At 28.8% G+C, this 22,354-nt stretch carries 27 protein-coding genes and 1 other annotated feature; of the genes, 5 read left to right on the top strand and 22 right to left on the bottom strand.

Annotated features, from left to right (window positions below; translation table 11 throughout):
• Positions 1-292: 292 nt before the first annotated feature.
• The 11 genes from J2Z43_RS02040 to J2Z43_RS01990 all read right to left on the bottom strand — a co-directional run bounded on the left by J2Z43_RS02040 (position 293) and on the right by J2Z43_RS01990 (position 6,612).
• Positions 293-646: an RNA polymerase sigma factor gene (locus J2Z43_RS02040; protein WP_209455622.1), complete on the bottom strand. Its 354-nt coding sequence runs from the start codon at positions 644-646 to the stop codon at positions 293-295.
• A 119-nt stretch (positions 647-765) separates the two neighbouring features.
• On the bottom strand, positions 766-1,572 hold the full coding sequence (locus J2Z43_RS02035) for a hypothetical protein (protein WP_209455621.1): 807 nt from the start codon (positions 1,570-1,572) through the stop codon (positions 766-768).
• A gap of 268 nt (positions 1,573-1,840) precedes the next feature.
• Positions 1,841-2,629, bottom strand: coding sequence for a hypothetical protein (locus tag J2Z43_RS02030; protein WP_209455620.1), 789 nt, complete (start codon positions 2,627-2,629; stop codon positions 1,841-1,843).
• A 184-nt stretch (positions 2,630-2,813) separates the two neighbouring features.
• Positions 2,814-2,987, bottom strand: coding sequence for a hypothetical protein (locus tag J2Z43_RS02025; RefSeq protein ID WP_209455619.1), 174 nt, complete (start codon positions 2,985-2,987; stop codon positions 2,814-2,816).
• A 174-nt stretch (positions 2,988-3,161) separates the two neighbouring features.
• A complete protein-coding gene (locus J2Z43_RS02020) occupies positions 3,162-3,437 on the bottom strand; it encodes a hypothetical protein (RefSeq protein WP_209455618.1) in 276 nt (91 codons plus the stop codon).
• A gap of 22 nt (positions 3,438-3,459) precedes the next feature.
• Positions 3,460-3,657, bottom strand: a complete 198-nt coding sequence (locus J2Z43_RS02015; protein ID WP_209455617.1) for a hypothetical protein — start codon at positions 3,655-3,657, stop codon at positions 3,460-3,462.
• A 20-nt stretch (positions 3,658-3,677) separates the two neighbouring features.
• Entirely contained in the window at positions 3,678-5,021 is a 1,344-nt protein-coding gene (locus tag J2Z43_RS02010) for a replicative DNA helicase (RefSeq protein WP_209455616.1), read from the bottom strand.
• A gap of 140 nt (positions 5,022-5,161) precedes the next feature.
• Complete coding sequence (locus tag J2Z43_RS02005) at positions 5,162-5,914, bottom strand: hypothetical protein (RefSeq protein ID WP_209455615.1); 753 nt, start codon at positions 5,912-5,914, stop codon at positions 5,162-5,164.
• A 22-nt stretch (positions 5,915-5,936) separates the two neighbouring features.
• Entirely contained in the window at positions 5,937-6,074 is a 138-nt protein-coding gene (locus J2Z43_RS02000) for a hypothetical protein (protein WP_209455614.1), read from the bottom strand.
• 22 nt (positions 6,075-6,096) lie between these two features.
• Complete coding sequence (locus tag J2Z43_RS01995) at positions 6,097-6,408, bottom strand: hypothetical protein (protein WP_209455613.1); 312 nt, start codon at positions 6,406-6,408, stop codon at positions 6,097-6,099.
• Positions 6,409-6,411: 3 nt separating this feature from the next.
• Positions 6,412-6,612, bottom strand: coding sequence for a helix-turn-helix transcriptional regulator (locus J2Z43_RS01990; protein WP_209455612.1), 201 nt, complete (start codon positions 6,610-6,612; stop codon positions 6,412-6,414).
• Between the two features lie 162 nt (positions 6,613-6,774).
• Between J2Z43_RS01990 and J2Z43_RS01985 the strand changes: the two genes are divergently transcribed.
• The 3 genes from J2Z43_RS01985 (at position 6,775) to J2Z43_RS01975 (ending at position 9,810) form a co-directional block, all read left to right on the top strand.
• Positions 6,775-7,650 (top strand): helix-turn-helix domain-containing protein, encoded by an 876-nt coding sequence (locus tag J2Z43_RS01985; RefSeq protein ID WP_209455611.1) that lies wholly within the window; start codon positions 6,775-6,777, stop codon positions 7,648-7,650.
• 272 nt (positions 7,651-7,922) lie between these two features.
• Positions 7,923-8,624, top strand: coding sequence for a Fic family protein (locus J2Z43_RS01980; protein WP_209455610.1), 702 nt, complete (start codon positions 7,923-7,925; stop codon positions 8,622-8,624).
• A gap of 16 nt (positions 8,625-8,640) precedes the next feature.
• Positions 8,641-9,810 (top strand): tyrosine-type recombinase/integrase, encoded by a 1,170-nt coding sequence (locus tag J2Z43_RS01975; protein WP_209455609.1) that lies wholly within the window; start codon positions 8,641-8,643, stop codon positions 9,808-9,810.
• Positions 9,811-9,959: 149 nt separating this feature from the next.
• Here J2Z43_RS01975 and serS read toward each other — a convergent pair whose 3' ends face one another.
• The 4 genes from serS to J2Z43_RS01955 all read right to left on the bottom strand — a co-directional run bounded on the left by serS (position 9,960) and on the right by J2Z43_RS01955 (position 13,810).
• Positions 9,960-11,243, bottom strand: coding sequence for a serine--tRNA ligase (serS, locus tag J2Z43_RS01970; protein ID WP_209455608.1), 1,284 nt, complete (start codon positions 11,241-11,243; stop codon positions 9,960-9,962).
• A 62-nt stretch (positions 11,244-11,305) separates the two neighbouring features.
• Positions 11,306-11,505: a binding site (T-box leader), on the bottom strand.
• Between the two features lie 127 nt (positions 11,506-11,632).
• Positions 11,633-11,998: a VOC family protein gene (locus tag J2Z43_RS01965; protein WP_209455607.1), complete on the bottom strand. Its 366-nt coding sequence runs from the start codon at positions 11,996-11,998 to the stop codon at positions 11,633-11,635.
• Between the two features lie 63 nt (positions 11,999-12,061).
• A complete protein-coding gene (locus J2Z43_RS01960; RefSeq protein ID WP_327786913.1) occupies positions 12,062-13,324 on the bottom strand; it encodes an MFS transporter in 1,263 nt (420 codons plus the stop codon).
• 36 nt (positions 13,325-13,360) lie between these two features.
• Complete coding sequence (locus tag J2Z43_RS01955; RefSeq protein WP_209455606.1) at positions 13,361-13,810, bottom strand: MarR family winged helix-turn-helix transcriptional regulator; 450 nt, start codon at positions 13,808-13,810, stop codon at positions 13,361-13,363.
• A gap of 362 nt (positions 13,811-14,172) precedes the next feature.
• Between J2Z43_RS01955 and J2Z43_RS01950 the strand changes: the two genes are divergently transcribed.
• Together J2Z43_RS01950 and J2Z43_RS01945 are read left to right on the top strand one after the other, a co-directional pair.
• Complete coding sequence (locus J2Z43_RS01950; RefSeq protein WP_209455605.1) at positions 14,173-15,408, top strand: cell wall-binding repeat-containing protein; 1,236 nt, start codon at positions 14,173-14,175, stop codon at positions 15,406-15,408.
• A gap of 392 nt (positions 15,409-15,800) precedes the next feature.
• Complete coding sequence (locus tag J2Z43_RS01945) at positions 15,801-16,343, top strand: ABC transporter substrate-binding protein (protein WP_027702085.1); 543 nt, start codon at positions 15,801-15,803, stop codon at positions 16,341-16,343.
• Between the two features lie 116 nt (positions 16,344-16,459).
• Here J2Z43_RS01945 and J2Z43_RS01940 read toward each other — a convergent pair whose 3' ends face one another.
• The 7 genes from J2Z43_RS01940 to J2Z43_RS01915 form a co-directional block, all read right to left on the bottom strand.
• Positions 16,460-17,470: an AI-2E family transporter gene (locus tag J2Z43_RS01940; RefSeq protein ID WP_209455604.1), complete on the bottom strand. Its 1,011-nt coding sequence runs from the start codon at positions 17,468-17,470 to the stop codon at positions 16,460-16,462.
• Between the two features lie 97 nt (positions 17,471-17,567).
• Entirely contained in the window at positions 17,568-17,690 is a 123-nt protein-coding gene (locus J2Z43_RS14970; RefSeq protein WP_268828379.1) for a hypothetical protein, read from the bottom strand.
• Positions 17,691-18,075: 385 nt separating this feature from the next.
• A complete protein-coding gene (locus J2Z43_RS01935) occupies positions 18,076-18,747 on the bottom strand; it encodes a methionine ABC transporter permease (RefSeq protein ID WP_327786912.1) in 672 nt (223 codons plus the stop codon).
• 17 nt (positions 18,748-18,764) lie between these two features.
• On the bottom strand, positions 18,765-19,730 hold the full coding sequence (locus tag J2Z43_RS01930) for a methionine ABC transporter ATP-binding protein (RefSeq protein ID WP_209455603.1): 966 nt from the start codon (positions 19,728-19,730) through the stop codon (positions 18,765-18,767).
• Between the two features lie 26 nt (positions 19,731-19,756).
• Positions 19,757-20,572, bottom strand: coding sequence for a MetQ/NlpA family ABC transporter substrate-binding protein (locus J2Z43_RS01925; RefSeq protein WP_209455602.1), 816 nt, complete (start codon positions 20,570-20,572; stop codon positions 19,757-19,759).
• A gap of 544 nt (positions 20,573-21,116) precedes the next feature.
• Positions 21,117-21,281, bottom strand: coding sequence for a DUF1847 domain-containing protein (locus tag J2Z43_RS15235; RefSeq protein WP_234925933.1), 165 nt, complete (start codon positions 21,279-21,281; stop codon positions 21,117-21,119).
• 887 nt (positions 21,282-22,168) lie between these two features.
• A complete protein-coding gene (locus J2Z43_RS01915) occupies positions 22,169-22,351 on the bottom strand; it encodes a hypothetical protein (protein ID WP_027702091.1) in 183 nt (60 codons plus the stop codon).
• Positions 22,352-22,354 lie beyond the last annotated feature (3 nt).

The raw sequence follows: 22,354 nt of genomic DNA, 5'->3' as shown, positions 1-22,354 counted from the left end.
TAGTTATCCATTTATTATCTTTTTATGTTCTTTTGTCGACTTGCTCTGCTCTTAATCTCTCTCATACGCCCTATATAACCGTTTCCATAGTTATTGGCCATACTTTTCAATATACAAACCGTCTGACCACTTTTTAATATCTAAATCAACATACATATAGTATTCATACGGATAATTAACCCTTAGATATTCCCTTATATTAGCACGTATTTTAGTATCAGCATGTAAATTATATCCGTAGCTTTAAAACATTATTGTATCTTTATCAAGGTTCTCTACTTTGGCCATAACATTAATTTACACTATTTCTTTCCATATTTTCGCCAAATAAAGCTTGCACAATTATGCTTATCACTTCTTTATTCCTATTATAAGCGGTTCTAATACTACACCCTAAACTTTCACTCGTTAATTGCCAATCTAAGCCGTTTAAATATCTCAGTTTAATCAATTCCCTATGGATAGGGCTTAGGCTACTCATAGCCTTATCTATATTATTTACTAGCATTTTAGTATCCTCTATATTTTTATGACTAATATTTAAGACATTCTTTTCTGAGGTACTTTTAATAAATGACTTTAATTCCCTGTGGTGCTTCAATATATCAATTGCAAACTTCTCATATTCCTTATTTAAATATTCCATATTATCTTTCATCTCCCTCGCGCGCATGATAAAATAAAGATAATATGTTTAGCAATGCCCCCTCCCCGTTGCTTGTTTCCCCAAAATAAACCGCATTTAATTGAGGGAGGGGGGATATACTACTTAACTACTTCTAATTTAGGCTTACTAAGTCTTTCTATATGATTCATAACATCATTAGGAGTCCAACCGTTATAATCGCTAGCAAGTGTCATAAAACTTACTGCAATATCAGACATAAAAGAATCCATCTGAACATTAAATATAAAGTCTATCCCACTATCACCAGTAAATTCAGTATCTAATCCATATTCATTTACATACTCTATACTGCTAAAGTAATCTTTCAATTCCCACTTATAACCCTCATAATACTTTTGTATAGGAAATACTTTTAATAACTCTGTCGGAGTTAATCCAGTGAGTAAATTTGCAATCAATGAAGATAAGCTATAGCTACAAATAAAACTTTTCATATTGTTATAATCATCTCCCATTTCATCCATATTTGAATATAACATGCATGCGGTCACTAATCTATTCATGTATTCATAATCTCTATTAAATGAGTATTTGCATATCAATTTCAATACTATCAATGCCTTAAGGTTATTACCTTTCAAATCACATACTATCTTTACGCAGTGCCATGTAAGCAAATTAACTCTACTATCTACATATACTAATTCAAATATTCTCAATATATTGTCTCTCTTATTCTTGTATGTAAAATATTCAATCCCGCTCTTATCACTAATAGAATTTAGCTTTCTTTCAGCTCTATATAAATCTATATATAAAGGTTCTAGTAAATTCTCTAACTTTACTTTTGATACTTCGCTTCCTAAATCTATGTATTCTTGTAGTTTTCTACATTTTGCAATTAGTATCACATCTGTATAAAAGTTCCCAAATCCTTCTCTCATATATTTCTCCTTTCTTCGTACGAAATTCGTACGCACAAATTAATATGTCTAGTTTTGTCTCGTTATTAAATAAATAGGTAAGGTTTTGTGAGGTTATTTTGATTATATATAGCATCATATATCTAAATTTAAGTGAGGTTTTATAAGGTTTTTCATTTCACCTCTACTCAATTAAATAAATTATATATAGTTTTTATATTAGCTTTTCTTAGGTTCTCATCCAAATGATGATTACCTTCTTCATTATGAAAACTCAATCTTGAATTATCTAAAATTTCAATAACTTGTCCTTTAGATTATTAATAATAGACATAGTTTCAGTGCTTCCACCTTTGTCAGGATGATGTTTATGTGATAATAGCTTAAAGGCTTCTTTTAATAATTTCTTTTCATTTTCATTGTAGTTACTTGAATTATTTACTGAGTAACCACTTGAGCTATAGCTCTTTCTATAATTCTCATATGCTCTTTCATAGCTCTTCCTCTGTTTCTGCGTTTCCTCATACTCTTTTTTAATCCTATCTAGTTCATCTTTGTTTCTAAGCATTCCAAATATGTCGTAGCAAATATCATATGTCCTATCTCCGTATTTTGCTTCAAAGGTCTGTTTGTTATCTGTATATTTATTGAGTATCGCTGTTTGATCTACCTCTGCCTTATATTCATCTGTCTTATGATATTCTTCCGTTATCTTTTCAATAAGCGTATCTAGCTTCTTGTAGATAATCTCGTATAGTTCAGCTTCTGTAATTCCCATTTCATTTAACTTATTTTCAACCTTCCACAATTCGAAACCATATTCTATTAAGCTATAGTGTTCTTCCGTACTGATATGCCATTGCTTCTTTTTAACTTCTCCATTTTCCCTATAGCTTTCATGTATCGATATTTTATAAGCCTTTTTTATTGGCCTATCAAAGCACTCTGAACTTTTCCTATAGGTATACTTTTTTATATACTTATCATTTATTGTCCAGTCCCATGTATAGACTTCTAAACGCTTACTATTTCCTTTACTTGCTTTCTTTAGCCCTACTTCTTGAATTACACAGTACATAATCCAACCTTCTTTCTTTATATGTAGTTGATAGATTTATTTTTAGTGTAACTACGGTTTAAATATAAAGTGGTTACAGAATTTCATTTTACAGTAACCACTTTAAATATTCTTATTATCCCTTTTTAGGGTGTCCGAAATATCCAAATAATCTTTTTAGGGTGTCGCATTTGTCGAGATAGAATTAAGCATAGATCCTCATACTTAACTGGCATACAATCGCTAGATCATGAAAAATATCTTCATTAACACCTAATTTTTCAAGTTTTTCCGATAATATATTTCGTGCCTCTACATATTTATCAAGAGTATTTCTATCTCCCGAAAATCCATATTCATCTTGTTTTCTTTTACACATGTTTAAATCCCCCATTATAATTTATTTTTCATACACACATTTTCCAACAATTTATATATGTAAATCTTGAATAATTTTCGTTTATAAACTATAATCAACTTGCGAATGTTGGATTATAATTTATAATTCATAACTAGAATTGGTATTTGTTTTTTTCATAATTCAAATACCTTTTTAGTTCCATGAAAACATCACCTGTATTTTATCAAAATATATAACTATTGATTTATCCATTTCTTTTATCTCTTTTATATCTTTAATATGTACATCTAACCTTAAACCATTAACCCCTATTAACTCTATATTAGAATTATCGCCTATATAAGCATTTTGTAAGGTTTCAGCGGTTGTAAGGTATAAATTATCAAGTCTTATATTTACAACTGTCTTGACTGCTTCTAAGCGGTTTATTTTAGTTATAATCTCATTGATGTTTAGTATATTGATCACCTCATTTGTTATCTCAATTATCTTAACTTTGACTTACAGAATTTAATATCAAATATAATTTATTTCCTCTATCTATTAGATCTAGTAAGACTTTGTACTGTTTTGATTCCTCTACATTCTCTATTTCTTCATCACTAAGATTACTAAAGTATTCTTCTGATTTATCAATCCTCTGTGATATGACATCTAATTCTTGTCTTATTTGCTCCAAATATCCCAAATTAAAACCTCCTATTATCTTTAAAATGGTGAGTTTATTTCTGCTTGTACAAACTTCTTGTTTAGATCGTATCCATAGTCTTTTATTAACTCGGAACCATCTGTGTAATATCTTTTTCTATCTAAATCAAAACTGATTTTTATAGCTTTATTCGTTACACCACCCCATCTATTTTTTAGTAAAAGAATCTTAGAACCCTCAATATCTTCTTTAGGCCTTACAATCCTTAGAACAGTATCAGCACTGTTTACTATTTCACTAGCTCCTGATACATCAAACATAGATGGTTTGTTATCTCCCATTGGCTTTTTAGGATGTGCAACTAACACTATGGCCAAACCATATTTTTTTGCGAGTTGCTTTAGCGATAAACACAATTGTTTTTGTTCTCTATATTGCTTTTGATCATCACCTATATTCATAGTCATAAGATTATCTAAAACAAATAATTTAACATCTTTTTTTAGCACTAAATTTTCTATAGTTTCTAATATATTTTTCTTATCCGCAATAATATCGTCGTCATAAATAAATAATTTGTCTTTAATCCAATCACTAATTAAATCCCAACAATAGTCATTTATATCTTTATATTTATTTCCTGACATACTAACTCTCTCTACTAGGTGATATTCATTTGCCACAGTTCTTTTAAACCATAGCATTAGATCACTAGCGGGCAACTCCCCGCTATATAATAAACACTTGAAATTGTTGGATATTGACTCAGCAATCATTTGATTTATAATAGTGCTTTTACCGCTTCCTGGGTCTCCTGTTAGAATAGTCAATGATGTAGATTTAAAACCTCCACTAAGCAGTGAATCTAAAGCCTTAAAACCAGTAGATATAAATCGATTTGAGTCCCTCCTCCTTTTCACATTTGAAGCATTTATATACCTGCTTTCTGCCGATCCATTATTTGAAATGAGACTTTTAAAGCTATCAAAGTCATTTCTCACATCTTTTAATTTGCCAAGATATAGCTTTTCAATTATTTCATTTAATTCTCTGATTCCCTCCCTTGATATATATTTGTCTAAAATTATATTGATGTAATAATTTGCATTTGATATTGTTGGTACTACAGTCGATAGTCTTGTTAAATAGCCAATACCTCCTATTTGATCTAATAACTCTCTATTCTTTAAATCTTCTGAAATTGTTACCATGTCTATTGGCATATTGTCATTGTGGATATTAACCATACTTTCAAATATTATTTGATGGCTTTTTGAAAAAAAATAATGAATTTTTAATTTATTTGAAGCAATATTTACAATCTCTTTGTTCAAAAGCATTGCCCCTAGAACACTCTGTTCTGCTTCTAAATTATGTGGCTCTTCTCTGTTGCTATTTATCAATTTATTTAAACCTCCTTATTTCGATTTTAAGCATATATATTTATCTAACTAAATAAATACTTGTATTTATATTTCAAATATAAATTAGATATGTTTTGGTCAATATTTTTGATATATTTAATCATATGCATGTCCTCTTTTTAAAAAGATTCATATTCATAATCTCCTATCTTTTCAATCTTTACATTTTCTTTTTCAATATTTTCTTGCTTATAATTAGGAGTGTATTTATCTAGATAATTTTCGTCTAAATAATCAACATAACTACCATTAAAGAATGTATCACCATTTTGATAACTCTTATTTTTAAAGCCGTTAACTCTTTCTGTCTCGACCTCTGCTTTGTATCTGCTAATACATTTCTCTAACTTCTCAAAACCATAATCTTCTAAAAGCTTGGGGATTTTTTTCATAGCTCTAACCTTACCCTTTTTATTCGGATATAATTTCCAAAGTGATTCGCTAGAAGCACTATTTATATTATTCTTTATTCCTTTTTCTTTGATAAGTGGATCGAATAAGGGTTGAATAGGGGTTGTATTAGGTTTACAAGAGTTATTAATTACTCTATTATCAACACCTTCCAAGGTTCGTTTAAGGTTCACATTAGGTTCGATTAAGGATTGCTCAATTTCTGAAATTTTAACTAATTTTCCAACCGCTGGTTTTGATTTTTTACCTCTTATTCCCTTTGAAATTTCAATGAATATCCCATGTTGTTTAAACTTGTTTATGATTGATTTTATCCTTGTTCTTCCAATCTTAGCTTCCCTTAAACTATGTTCAATTTGCCTGTCTGTGTACTCTGTAATTCCAGTTTTAAAATCTGCCTTTAAATATAATTGGTGATAAACAAGTAATTCATCCCAATCTAGATCTAATGGCGAAATCATATATCTCAACTCCCCCACCTACTTAGCTATGTCTACTACTACTTTTAATTTGACTACTTTCAACATCTTTCAATACTCTTCTAAATTTACGTAAATCACTAAAGCTTAAACTGTATGAACCCATATCGCATAAAGCTTTAAATATGTAAAAATCTTTCATTTTCATGAAATCACTCCTTATATTAAAATTTTGAACCATTGCAATTTTCATACAACCAATCATCTAATTTATTTCTTAAAATATAAATCCTTGAATTAATAGTTATACAAGGAAAATCATTATTTTTAGCTTTACACAATTCTCTAAATTTACCTTCCCCTATAGGGTAAAGCTTAGAAGCTTCTTTACACGTAATTAACTCGGCTTTATTCCTTTTCCACTTCTCAACCTCTCTGTATCCCTTCTCTTTAGCTTCTTGGGCTTTCTGTTGTTCTACCATTGCATTTAATGCTGATTGCATAGTTTTCATCATTTCTAATACATTGTTATCCATAGGTTATTCCTCCTCACTAAAAAATAATTCTTGTACTGATACCTCCAAAATTTCTGACAATTTTTGCATAATCTTTATATTTGTGTTTACTTTCTTTCCATTTTCTAAGTTGCTTAAATAGTAACGTGATACCCCTATTTTCTCTGCAAGTTCTTTCTGCTTGTATCCTTTTTTAATTCTAGCTATTTTTAAATTTAAGCTCATATGAATTCCCTCCTCTCTTTTTACAATCCTACGTTTGTTGTATTTTTTTCTTTATATTCTTATAATAAATCAAACAAACGTGTAATGTCAATATGTTTCCTAAAAAATATTTTACATTTGTGCAATTATTATATATAATGTGAATTAGGAGGTTATAGGATTATGAGCATAGGAGAAAATATAATAAGAGTTAGGAAAATAAAGAAAATAAGTCAAAAAGAATTAGCTGAAAAAAGCGGTATATCAGTTAATGGGCTTTTAAATTACGAAAAAGATTATAGAGAGCCAACTTATACCGCAATTGAGAAAATAGCTGACGTTCTAAAGGTCAAGGCTAGTGTTTTAACATATTGGTTGGATGATGCCGTTACTTGCGCCGATATATCAGATTTTTTAAATAGTTTATATCCATATGATAGCTATCACGATAAAAATATAACTGAAGATATTGTAATAGGAAATAGTTCGATTGGTTTTAATCATACAATATCTTTGCCTAAATTTATTGGGGATGATGATGTTCATAGATTAATGGAATTATTTGATCTAAGTTATGATAACGCTGTAGCTTTATTCTATGGAGATTTTTTACCCGAATTCTCAACTTCTGAGTTTTATTATAAGTTTGTTGAAATATTTGGATTAACTGAAGAGCAATTTTATAGTTTTCTCGTTACTCTTGAGATAGCAGATATTATAGAAAAAAATGCCTATATAAATACATTAAATAATAAAAATATACAATTGACATATGTTACTGTTTTATCATCTGAAATTATTGATCCCCAGCCTATAGATGATTTAATCAAAAATGGACTAAATGATAAAAATATAGCCAATATTATAAACTTCATTTCTAGCTCAAAAATATTAGATTATTATGGCGTAGCAATAAATAATGAAGGAGTATCAATGAAAAAAGATACCGACAATATCAATACCATAACAATAAATGTTAATGGACTTCCGCAAAACGCAATAGATGAAATAAAAGAGTATATAGAGTTTGTAAAACATAAATATCATGATAGAAAGTAAAATGACCTTTTTAGGACTCAGATTACTCAGGATAATACCCATGTAGTTACTTATAATATTTACTTTGTAACTACATAGAATAATCTAATTATACTCTCTGAATTTTGAGAGTATACAATCACACATACCAATTATATAGTAGTTACTTATTATATTTATATAGTACCTACATATGAAATATAAAGTATTTATTTTATAAACTAACCTAATCATAGTTGGTAAGTTAAACAAGCGACGAATTTTGTCGTTACAAATAGAAACGAGGTGATTAAATGAATAATAAATTTATAGATAGATTAATAGAAACAAGAGATTTGAAAAAATCACTATATGGCATTTTAAAACATAACTTCCTATATCATTCAAATAAAATTGAAGGAAGTACATTTACAACTGAAGCTTTGGCTTTATTGCTTGATAAAAACATTGTAGAAGGAAAACATACCTTAGATGATGTACAAGAGACCGTAAACTCAAGTTACGTATTTGATACCGTTATTGATACTCTTGATCAGAATATTAGTCATAGTTTCTTAAAAAACCTACATTCAAGCCTGTTTTTCAATACGACACTACACTCAAGAGGGCTTTCTGGGATATATAAGACTATTCCTAATATGATCCTTGGAACAGATATTAAATTAGCTCAACCATTTGAAGTCGAACCATTATTGGATGAATTATTTGAATGGTACTACAACCTTGATAAAGTGACATTAGAATCAATAGCGGAGTTTCATTATAGATTTGAACGTATACACCCATTTCAGGATGGTAATGGACGTATAGGAAGATTTTTAATGCTTAAACAAATGCTAGAGAATAATCTTCCACTTAAAATAGTATCTTGGGATAATGAGGATTTATATAGAAGTTCTTTAGCTTCATCTAAAATAGGTGACTACTCTCCCCTAATTGCATATATAAATAACTTGGATGATTTTAAAGAAGCGTATAAGGAGTATTGGATATAAAAGTGAGGTGATAACTATGGCCAAACGTGCTAATGGCGAAGGCACTATAGATAAATATAAAAATGGTTGGCGATCACGTATAATGGTTGGTTATAACGAAGATGGAAAAGTAATCAGAAAATCTTTTTATGGTAAAACTCAAAAGGAAGTAAAAGAAAAATTAGAGTTATATAAAAAGCAAAATTCATTAGATTATAACTTAGATAATGATAAGTTGACTCTTGCTCAATGGTTTTATATATGGATATGGGAATTTAAGAAAAGAGAAATTAAACCTAACACTTTTGATAGCTATCACAATGTTTATAAAAACTATATAGATAATAACACTATAGGGAATATAGAACTAAAGAAGTTTAGAAATACTCACCTACAGAAATATTATAATAACCTATTTGATAATGGTTTAAATGTAAGCACTATAAAGCATATCAATAAAAGACTTAAAACTTGTTTAAATGAAGCATATAAACAAGGATATATAGATCGTAATTATTGTTCTATGGTTACGCTACCAAAGGAAATAAGCAAAGAACAGCGTAAAACCGAAGTATTGACACTTGAACAACAACAAAAATTTATTGAAGCTATAAAAGGTCATAAGCTAGAAATGTTATTCTTAGTTGCTATAAGTACAGGATTAAGGCGAGGTGAACTCTTAGGCTTAAAATGGTCTGATATAGACTTTGATAATTGCTCTTTAACAGTCCATAGAACATTACAGAAAGTTCCCATATATGAGACAAATGGAAATAAGACTTATACTATAGTGGAACATGAACCCAAGACAGATAATTCAATTAGAACTATCCCGCTACCTAATGATATTCTAATAAGATTAAGGGAATATAAAAAAGAACAAAATACTAAGATATTAAAAATGAGCGAATTATATCAAAAGAATGATTATGTATTTTCTGATGATATTGGCCAGCCAATTAATCATCAAAGACCCAAAGATAATTTAAGAGCGGTGTTAAAAAAGCTTGATATTGAACCCATTAAATTTCATGGTCTAAGGAAGACTTATGCTACAAGGTTATTTGAAAATGACGTTCCTCCTAAAACTGTACAGGCTCTTATGGGTCATAGTGACATATCAATTACTATGAACATATATACCGAAGTTATGGAAGAAAAGAAATATGAAGCGGTAAATACATTAAATAACATATTTAAACTATAAATAAGACCCTCAACTACTAGTTAGCTGAAGGTCTTATTTTTTTATAGTATTTGTGTTAGTATTCCTATAGTTGGGTTATTATTGGGTTATTTTATACATAACGAAAATAAATAAATCATAATAAATCCTTATATTTCAATACATACAAATTATTTCTGTTTAATCTCTGTCATTCCACCCATATAAGACTGTAGGGCCTTAGGTATTTTAACAGTACCCTCAGCAGTTAAATTATTTTCTAAAAATGCAATAAGCATTCTAGGAGGAGCAACAACAGTGTTATTTAAAGTATGTGCAAAGTATTTGCCATTTTCACCGTTTACACGTATTTTTAAGCGGCGAGCTTGCGCATCTCCTAAGTTTGAACAACTCCCTACCTCAAAGTATTTTTCTTGTCTAGGTGACCAGGCTTCAACATCAACAGACTTCACTTTAAGATCTGCAAGATCTCCTGAACAGCACTCAAGAGTTCTAACTGGAATATCTAAAGTTCTAAAGAAATCCACTGTATTTTGCCATAGTTTATCGTACCACATAGGACTCTCTTCAGGTTCACAAACTACTATCATTTCTTGTTTTTCAAATTGATGTATTCTGTAAACTCCTCTCTCTTCTATTCCATGAGCACCTTTTTCTTTTCTAAAGCAAGGAGAGTAACTAGTAAGTGTATGTGGTAGCGTTTCCTCAGGAAGTATTGTGTCAATAAATTTACCAATCATTGAATGTTCACTAGTTCCTATTAAGTAAAGGTCTTCCCCTTCTATTTTGTACATCATCGCATCCATCTCTGCAAAACTCATAACTCCTGTTACAACTTCACTTCTTATCATAAATGGTGGTATACAATAAGTAAATCCACGATCGATCATAAAATCTCTTGCATAAGAAGTTACAGCAGAATGAAGTCTAGCTATATCTCCCATTAAATAGTAAAATCCGCTTCCAGCAACTTTTCTAGCACTGTCTAAGTCTATTCCATTAAACATTTCCATTATATCAGTATGGTATGGGACCTCGAATTCTGGTACTATAGGCTCTCCAAAACGTTCAACCTCGACATTTTCACTATCATCTTTACCAATAGGCACACTGTCGTCAATGATATTTGGTATTGTCATCATTAAAGTTTTAATTTTTTCTTGTAGTTCATTTTCTTTAGTTTCTAAATCAGATAGTTTTCCTGAAGCTTCAGTAACTTTTTTCTTCATCTCTTCTGCTTCATCTTTTTTCCCTTGTGACATAAGAGATCCGATTTCTTTAGAAATCTTATTTCTATCTGCTCTTAAGTCGTCTGCCTGAGGCTTAATTCCTCTAAGCTCTAAATCTAAAGCTATTACCTCATCTACTAAGCTAAGCTTGTTATTTTGGAATTTTTTCTTGATGTTTTCTTTAACAATATCTGGATTTTCTCTTACAAATCTTAAATCTAACATAGTTTTCCTCCTTAGAAAATTAATTTTATAATATCAAAAAGAACCCTCCATCACATGTATAAACATGGGACGGAAGGTTCCGCGTTGCCACCCAAATTGCAAGCCTAATAGACTTGCCTCTCGAAATAGTATTATAAAGGATACCGACCTTCAGCTCTCACTGACAGCTCCAAAAGTGGAAAGATTTATTATTACACCGATTCTCACCAAACATCGGCTCTCTGAAGAAATTTTAAATCGTAACTTTTATCTTTGCTGGTTCTTATAATTATATATCATTAAACCCTTGTTTTCAAGGTTTTCAAGGATAATATAACCATATTTATTAATTTTTAAACACTTTATATTCTGATTAATGTTAATATATTTAAAATCATAGACTTAAAAGCTTATTTTTTATCTACAAGTTGTATATCATATCCATTAGGATCTTTTACAAAGAAGAAACTTACATCTTGATTAGGAGAAATTGGTCCTCTAGTCACCTCTATATTATTCTTTTCCATAATATTAAGCGCTATTTCTTGAGAATCTACAAAGAAACCTATTGTTATATCTTCGCTTGTCTTTACATTAGTATGATTCGGGCTGTATATAAGCTCTATTTTTGCTTCATTTTTCTTCCCTAGCAATGCAAATTCTGTGCCGTCTGGTGTATTAAAACGCTCTGATATATTAAGTCCAATCACTTCATTATAGAATTTTAATGATTCCTCTAGATTATTTACCTTTATTGTAACCCAACATAAATTCATAATTTATTCCCCCGTTATTATATTTGTGTTATTAATTTATTTTTTGTGATATTAATTCTGCTATTATTTATTTTCTATTTTATTACTCGATTTTCCTCTAATAAAAACGAAATATATCAAAAAAGCTAATACTATTGATATTGATAAATACATATACATTTTACTGTAACCAATATTTGAAGCAATTATACCTGCTACTACTGATCCGACTCCAATACCCCCATCAAACCCATTAAAAAATGTGGCATTTGCTGCGCCTATATTTTCCTTTGGAGCATTTATCACAGACATCGTCTGAAGGCTCGACTGTGTTGCACCAAAACCTACACCATATAAAACTCCGCTTATAGAAAACATCAGTAATCCATTTGCATAAACTAATACCAATATTCCCAGAAATAAACATATAAGCCCTGGGAATACAGCTATATCAAATCCATATCTATCGACTAACTTACCGAAAAAAGGTCTAGAAATCAACAAGGAAATTGCATATATTGTGAAATATATTCCTACATTTTTTATACCTAAGTCATTCGCATATATGGATATAAATCCTACTATAGATCCATAGGTAATAGTTATAAGAAATATAACTGAAGCTGGAGCAACCGCACTTTTCTCAAATAAGTTAATTTTAGATTTTAAAGGTTTCTCAATAGATTCATTGAAAGATCCTTTAGAAGAATTTTGTGAAGACTCTTTTAAAGATTTTACTAATGAATTGTCCGTTTTTAGGTTTTCTTTACCTACTTTTTTATACTTTATTGTAAATGCCAACAACAATGCTACAATTGTAAGTGTAGATGAGGCTACAGAAACAATTCTAAAATTATAATCAGCAATTATCTTTAAACCAAAAGTAGGCGCTAATGCCATAGCTAAACTACTAGATAAACTAAAATATCCCATTCCCTCTCCAAATCTATTTTTAGGAATAATATCTGAAGCTATAGTACTACTAGAAGTACTTGAGATTCCCCATCCAAATCCATGTATAAATCGAATAAAAAGAATCATTGCTACTACTGATACCCATCCGTAAGATATAGTTGCTAAAATTACAATACATAGCCCTATAAAAAATACACCTTTTCTACCATATTTATCTAAGGCTACTCCAGCAAACGGACGTATCAATATCGAAGCAATAGTCGATAAACCCGCTATCCAACCAATTATTGAGTCTGCTGCACCAAGGCTTTTTACATAAACAGGTAAAACTGGTAATAGCATCTGGAAACTACAAAATATCAATAAGTTAATTAGCATTATTAATATAAACTCTTTGCTCCAGATTGTAGTTTTTACTTTATTTTCTTCCACTTATTCACTTCCGTTCTTTTGTAAATATAAAATTCTTTATAACTCATCAATGTTAGAATTGATTTTTATTTTTTTTTTATGTACATTATTTAAAATCTTATTTAGAAGCTTAATACTTGTTTCTATCTCTTCATCAGATAAATCTTTCATTGCTACATTTACAACTTCGATAAAGCCTTGTTGAATTCTTGGCGAAATTTCTCTTCCCTTTTCAGTTAGATAAAGTCTATCTGACCGTTTGTCTTTTTCATCTTTTTCTTTTCTAATATATCCACTATCAACCAAATTTTTTATTGCTTTAGCAGTTGTTGATTTACCAATATATAGGTGTTCACTAAGCTCTTTTTGAGTTATCCCTTCATTTATAGATACAACATAGAAAAAATCTTGCTGCCCACTTCTTATCGGCAAATCTTTTAATTTAGAGTTGACAATACTATCCATATTTCTATATATTGCTGCATTTAATTTTCCTATTGACTCCATAAGTAACCTCCCATTTAGTTTCGTATGCAACTATTTTTAATATAACAATATCTAGTTTCCTTTGCAACTATTTTTTGTACATTTTCTAAATAGTTACTAAATATTAACTTTTTAGAATAAATATATATTAAATATATTCCAAAATATGGAATACAAAATTTTGTTGCAATAGAAAACATATGGTAAATATATATATATAACCTAATATTTCCAATATACGGGTATAATCCCTTATATTTACTCTAATGTTAATTAATCAAAAATGTTTGTATTAATAATCTATTTGTTGTATAATAAATTGTAACTAAATTGTAACTTTCTTACAATTTAGGTAAAAAGTGAATTTTAATAGGAGGTTAAATATGAAGGTAAAACAAAAGTTATTGGCTTTAGGATTATCTTTTTCAATAGTAATAGCTGCTATGCCTATTGCGAATGCTCTATCAAGTGTAGATACAATTCAAGGCATAGATAGATATGAAACTGCTGCACTTATAGCTGATAAACAAGAGTACACTACTGCTATATTAGTAAACTCTGATAATAGCTTAGCTGATGGTCTTAGTGCTAGTGGTTTAGCTGGGGTTACAGATTCCCCTATACTGTTGACGCAAAAAGATAAGATACCTAATATCACACAAGAAAGACTTAAAAAGGCAGAAAAAGTATACATCATAGGTGGTACTAACTCAGTAAGTTCTAAAGTTGAGTCTAGTTTAACTACAAATGGAACTAAGGTAAAAAGAATAAGCGGTTCTGACAGAATAAAAACTAGCTACAATGTTGCTTCAGAAATAAAAACAATTAAGGATATCGATAAAGTAGTCTTTACTAATGCCTACAAAGGAGAGCCAGATGCTATGAGTATATCTCCAATAGCAGCAAGAGACGGCGCTCCAATAATACTTACAGATGGTAATACTACTACATTTAATGCTAAAGACCTAGAGAGTTATGTAATCGGTGGTTCAAACTCTATGAGTGAAAGCTTAGTTAGTAGCACCAAATCCACTAGAATAGGTGGTACTGATAGATTTGATACAAACAAAAAGATAATCAATCAGTTCTACAAATCTACAGGTGAATTTTACATAACAAAATCAGATGTTTTAGTTGACGCGTTGACTGGTTCAACAATTGCAAAAGAAACTCCAATAGTGCTAGTTAATAGAATGTCTGATAAAACTATCCTTAATGGAGCAACTAAGCTTACTTCTCTAGGAAGTCTTGATAAAGTTACTACACAAAGATGTATAAATGCAACGAACCCTCAAGACTTATACAATAAAGAAGTATTCAATAGCGAACTACAGTCGATAATGGATTATAACAATAGCATGGCTATTGAAGTTATTAAAGATGAAGCTAAAGCAGTTGCATATGCAAACGCATCAAAACCAGTACTTCAAAATCTTTATGAAGAACATTTGATGATCAACTCAGATAGCGCTAAATACAATAAAATGACACAATTAATTACGCAAGTGATTAACCTAAATAATGCTGTCTCAAATAAGGATTACGAAAGTGCAATAACTTTATCACAGCAAGTTGTTAATACTCTTGCTGAAATAGAAAAACTGAAAATGTCAATATAATTAACCTTAAATCGTATTTCTCACAAAATCGATTTAATCAATAAAGAAGGATTAGAGCTTTAAAAGTTCTGATCCTTCTTTTTATAATTAATTAATTATAATCTCTTTCAAGTATTCCTATAATAGTCCCATGATATATATCAATATACTCTTGCGGATCATTAATAAGATTGTTATTATCTTATTCAAAATTTTCATATGATTTATATTTTTCATTATTACGAACTGATAAAATAGCCATAAATGTCTGTTACTATAAATGTATTCATTCAATACTTTCATTTACGATTTTATAGTGCCAAAATTTCGATAATATTAAACGAAAGTAACAAATAGTAATATATACCAATACAATATAATGTCTGTATATTTTATAATTGGAGGTTATCATAATGCTTAAAAAAGTTGTTACAGCGGCAAGTTCACTTGCTATAAGTGCTACACTTTTAACTGGATGTAGTACAGGAAATGACGATTCAAAAAAACTTGATAAGATTACAATTGCAGAAGTCACGCATTCTGTTTTTTATGCACCACAGTATGCAGCTATTACTAAAGGATTCTTTGAAGAAGAAGGAATTGAAATTGATACTATAAATACACAAGGCGCGGATAAAACAATGGCTGCTCTTATTTCCGGTGAAGCTGACATAGGGCTTATGGGTCCAGAAGCTTCTATATATGTGCATAGTAAAGATAAAGATGACTATGCAGTTAACTTTGCGCAACTTACAAAAAGGGATGGAAGTTTCTTAATCGCTAGAGAAAAAATGCTTGATTTTAAGTACGAAGATCTCAAAGGTAAAGAGGTATTAGGTGGTAGAAAAGGTGGAATGCCACTTATGACTTTTGAATATGTATTAAAACAAAAAGGACTTACTCTTGGTGAAAATACTAATGCTGGCAACGTAAATGTAAGAACTGATATACAATAATCAGTTCGTTTATAACACGTTTTTTAATTCTAAATTTTGATGAGTTAGTCAAATGAAATTTTAACTATTAACTTTAAAACAATAGCATAAAAATGGAGGGGATTTCTCCCCTCCATTTAATCTTTAACCTTATTAATTGATTTGACATCGATTAGATCTAATAGAAAAACAAATGTCGGAATTCCTAATATCAAACCCCAAACTCCAAAGAAATGTTCTGAAAAAATTAATATTATAAAAGTAAAGAATATTGGAAGTTCAGTTTTCTTACTCATTAACTTTGGATTTAAAATATATGATTCCAGCATATGTATTATACAAATTATAATAAAAACATAAACTACAGTTTTTATCCCTCCTGTTGAATATCCAATAAGAGTTAATGGTATAAAAGATATAATTACCCCTGCTACCGGAATTAACCCTAAAATGAAAATTACAAAAGTTAGACTCACTAAATTTGGAAATCCGATTATATAAAGGCATACAATAGTTAATGCTGTATTTATTAAAGATATTAAAAATTGTGCTTCTAATACTACTCCAAATGTTTGTACGAACTTATTCCCTATAAATTGGAGATCTTTAAAAAAAACTCCGAATTTGCTATTTAAAAACATTCTACTAAAATTTTTAACCCAATTTTCTTCTATATTAAAAAAGAAACTTAATAAAAATGACATTCCGAGTGTCATCCCAAATGAAGTTATATTTGTCACTGATGCAACTAGTATTTTTATTCCATCTAACATCTGATCTTTTATTTCTTTAAAACTTATTTTAGATAGAATATCGCCAATTAAAGAAGATTCTAATATATCGGGATAAAATTTAAACAGCGAGTCAATCATTAGCATTGACTGATTAACTAGTGTTGGTACATAGTACTTGATTATCATGTATAAAAACAAAATAATCATTAGATAAATAAATATTGTAATACTTGTCTTAGATATTTTTATTATATTATTAATAGTTACAACCAATCTATTTGTAATATAAGTAAGAACAAATGTCAATAAAACAACACTAATCATATCGCTAATCAAAAATAAACTCAAACATATAAATAAAAAAACCAATATTGGTCTATTTTTATCTAACATTAATTCTTTAAAAAAATTCAAGTTGTACCTCCTGCCTATTTATATATACGTAAATTATAATTTTAGTTCTATTTACATTTTAACTGAAATCTTTACAATATTCTACTAAAAGTTAGATCTACATCTGATCTTCATCTTCTTTAGTCATCTTTCTTTCTAGAACTCGCTCTGTTGGGACTACATGGCCCGATGTCTTTCCACCGTTAAGTTTATATGTTACATCATATACCTCTATACTCATCCCCTCCTTTATTTACTATTTCATTAATGTTATCACCAAGCTTAATTTCATATATTGCTATAATATTATCTGCATTACCATTATAACTATTGGAATTTTTCGAGTTATTTACATAATGATGAATTCAAACTACTTTATTATTACATACAATAAATTCAATATAATGTATATCATTGTATAAGAATAGTTTTTCATAATATTTTCACCCCATAAAGAATTATTGATTCTCGTGTCATTACACATTAAGGGAAACGATTATGTCATATTTGTAAAATACTAAGATGTTAAAGATAAAAATGAGCTGAGAATGAAAAAATGAACCCCAAAAGTTAGACATAAAAATCTAATTTTGTGGGTTCACTACAGTGTCTCAACAAATATTATGTTATTTCATTTTTCGATATATATAATTTCCAAATGTCTGTATTCCTTCAACAAAAACGACAAGTATAAAAGCTATAAAATACATGACTTGATAATTAAAACTTTGATATCCGTAAGTAATGGCTGCAGATCCAATTCCTCCAGCTCCCATTGTTCCTGCAATTGCAGTAAATCCTAAAATTGATATTGTCGCTAATATAATTCCTGATATAATTGAGGGTGTAGCCTCAGACAATATAACCTTTGTAATAAGATGATAGTCTTTTATTCCAAAAGACTTCATTGCTTCTATTAATGATTTATCGACTTCTTGCATAGAATTTTCAATTAGTTTTGCTATAAATGCAGATGCGGATATAGTCATTGGAACAATGGCTGCTTGAACGCCTATAGAAGTTCCGACTAAAGTTTTTGTTAATGGTAATAAAAAAACCATTAGTATTACAAAGGGAAAAGATCTTACTATATTTACAACAAACGAGACTATACGATATATGTATTTATTAGGATGTATACCTTCTTTATTTGTTATTAATAAAACTATAGCGATAATTGAACCTAGAATTGTACCTAAAATAGTAGTTGCTATTACCATTTGAAAGGTAGATTTAAAAGCAGGTATCATTATCATTTTCCAAAAGTTTAATGAGTTATCATTATATAAAGAATTCACTGTTATCACCTTCAAATTTATTTATTTATAATGTGCCAAATAATATTTTTACAGTCTAAAAAATTTTCCACTTCTATTAAATCATTTTTATTAACTTTTATTATTATAGAACCTATTTTTTTGTCTCTAAAGTTCCCTAATTGACCACCATAGACTTTAATTTTTATATTTAGTTTATTAATTAGATCATCTAAGATTAATACCGAGTTATCTGATTCTCTAATCATTATTTGGATATAAGTTTCCTTATCATCAAATAAATTATTATCTTCGCTTAAAAATTGGTTAAATTCTGGATCTTGATTTATAAAGATATCTTCTACAGAACCCGTGGCAGCTATTACACCATTTTCAATTAGTGAAACGTTTTCGCAAACTTGTTTTATAACTTCCATCTGATGAGTTACAATTAGTATAGTAAGCCCTAATTCTTTATTGATTTTACGCAATAGTTTTAATATAGATTTTGTAGTTATTGGATCTAACGCAGAAGTTGCTTCATCACATAATAAAAGACTCGGATTCATGGTTAAAGCTCTCGCTATTATAACCCTTTGTTTTTGTCCTCCTGAAAGAGTGTGAGGCCTAACTTTCAATTTGTCTGTGATACCAACTAATTCTGACAGTTCTTTCACTCTTTTATTGATCTCCTCGTCACTGTAATTCCAACACTTCATAGGAAGGGCTATATTTTCATAAATATTTTTTCTAGATAATAGTGGAAAATCTTGAAAAATCATAGATACATTTTTTCTATAATCTCGTAAATCTTTTTTATTTAATGAATTAATTTCAAGTCCATTAACCTTTAAGCTACCTACTGTATAATTTTCAAGTCCATTAATACATCTTAAAAGAGTCGATTTACCAGAACCACTTATTCCAATCAAACCATAAACTTCCCCTTTTTTAACTTGTAAATCTATACCGTTTAAAACTTTATTGTTATCATAGTATTTTTCTAAATTTTTTATTTCTATCATATTTTATACTCCAAATATTTTTTAAATTACTCTGCAGCTTCAAAGCCACTTTCTTTTGGAACTTTTGATTTTGCCACTTCTGAAGAATATGCTTTCATGATATCTTTTGCCCACTGTTTGTCTTTATTTTCTTTAATAACAGATATTCCTAAAGCTAATTCTGGATCAACAAATTTTTTAAGTAAATTTTTAGTTGGATCTATACCAGCTTCTGCCATAGTATTAGATGTTCCTATTAAACACGTATAGTCTTCCATATTTTTGTATTTATTGCCATCACCTTGCCCGAACTTATAATTTTTTTTGTTTTCAATAACGTCAGCTGGAGTGAAAAACTCGCCAATAGAAGGTTTATCATTTAATTTTATTAATCCCGCCTCTTCAAATTGTTTTAATTGTTCACTCATATTTGAAGCATCTTCAGCTATCCCAATATACCCTCCTTCAGGTAAGTCTTCAATTTTACTTGCCTTTACAGAATACAATCCAGAATAATAATTATATAATTTTGGTTCTAACATGACTATATCTGATTTTTTTGATTTATTATAATTAATCATGTATGATTCATGCTGATAGAAATTAGCATCTATTGAACCTTCCACTAATGCATCATTTGGTAACACATAATCATCAAAAACTTTAATATCAACTTTGTAACCCATTTTTTCTAATTCTTCTTTTCCTGAATAACCTAAATCCTTAGAAACTGAACTTACTCCTATTACAATTTCCTTTTTTTCATCATTCTTAGAATTTGATTCATTGGTTGGTTTTGAACATCCTACAGCAAAAAATGTCATAATACAAGATAATAATAATAAATAAGATATTTTTTTCATTTTTCTCCTTTTTTCTCCATTTTAAAATATTTTTATGTAATTTTTTCGCAAATTTTACGAAAACTAAATCTATTATATCAGAAAAAAGTATGTTTTTATTAAGTTTAATCAATTTTATTATAGGAAAGATAAATACTTATAAGCGTTGGAATAGCTTATCTCTATCAATTTCTAGAACTCTCAGATGTTGATATACAAAAAAACTTACATGACCTGCTTGAAAGAGGCGTATACGATATAGATACATATTTAGATAGATCAAAGAAAAAAAGTGAGGAATTGAATCTAGCTCTATCATAAGTATAAAATTCTAATTCAATCAATTCGAGTCTCCTTGACTACCAACTGCTTATGATTCTTCTCTTAGGGATGGATTTTATAGACGATGAACTTCTTTTTTGAAGTACAACACAAAAACACCACAGAAATAATGCGGTGTCTTTATAAATTGTTCATTTTTCGATTGTTATCGCAAATGAGAATATTCCGAAGCTTTTATTATATTCATCTGTTTGAGTATCAAGTTTTGAGGTGAATACGACTATTATTTTTGTGGAAATAATTTATTTTTATAGTACGATTCAGCTTGATAAATTACAGCTAATGGATTATGACCTAAAACTCTTATAAATAAAGTATCATGCCCTACACATAAACCTAGTTCCCCTTTTTTACAATAATTTTCACTACACATAGCGCAAGTATACATATTTAACCCTCCCATTAATATTAAAAATATATCATCACAAATTACTATTTTAAGTTAACTATTGATAACTATATCATATTTAATAATTTCAAATAGTTATCTTTACATATTAACACCGCATATTAAATTTTCAAAAGTTATATCGCTTTATTTTCATATTTTAAACAATTCAAACAAAAAATAACTATTAATCTCTTTTTCATTTCATTCCTCCATCCATAATATAACAATAAGAAAAATCAATATCTATGAAAATTTTGTCGATTCTAAATTCTTTTTAGTGAATTTTTTGTAGAATAATACGTCTTCTAATGAAATAATATAAACTGAACTAAAAAAACTATAATGCTATGTAAATTATACATAAAAATATAAGAGTAACAAGCGAAATACTCTTTTAATATAAAAAAACATAAATTTCTGCTAAATTATACCCTAAATTATGTAGAATTTACAAAAATCGTGTAACAAAAATATATAATTTTAATACAATACTATAAGAATATTTAATATTCTAATAATCTCTAAGGGATGTGTATAAATGGATAGATTATTTTTTATTTTAAGTAAAAGATGTGTGCGTTGTAGTAGATGTAGAAGAAGATTTTCAAGATCTCATATATGTAGCAGATGTAATTGCTGTTCATCATGTTGCCGTTGTAATAATAAATGTAGAGATTAAACTATAAAATGAACGAACATATAAATTACTAAAGTAAAAGAGTAGCGTTTATGTGCTGAGACCCAAATGTTAAATTTTTAGGTTTCACTTCATTTAAGTTACTCTTTTACTATCTTCTTTAATATACTGTTATTATTAAACTATCAATTTATAAAATACCAATACGTCTATAAATTCGAATTTCGCTACCAACTATTACTTTATTTTAATCTAGTTCACAAGATTGTAAAGATATACGTTTTAAGCGCTCAATTTTCAATTTCTTCACATCATCAAGTATATTTTGTATCTCCATCTGAGTCATTTTTCTTTTTAATATGCGCTCTGGTGAAACAATATGAACTATTGTCTTTCCAGAGTTGTACTTATATGTTACATCATATTCCATTCT

Origin of the sequence: Metaclostridioides mangenotii (genome assembly GCF_017873185.1) — a bacterium.
Lineage (GTDB): Bacteria > Bacillota > Clostridia > Peptostreptococcales > Peptostreptococcaceae > Metaclostridioides > Metaclostridioides mangenotii.
Note: the sequence above shows the minus strand (reverse complement) of the source record. Positions and strands in the feature narration are given on the sequence as shown.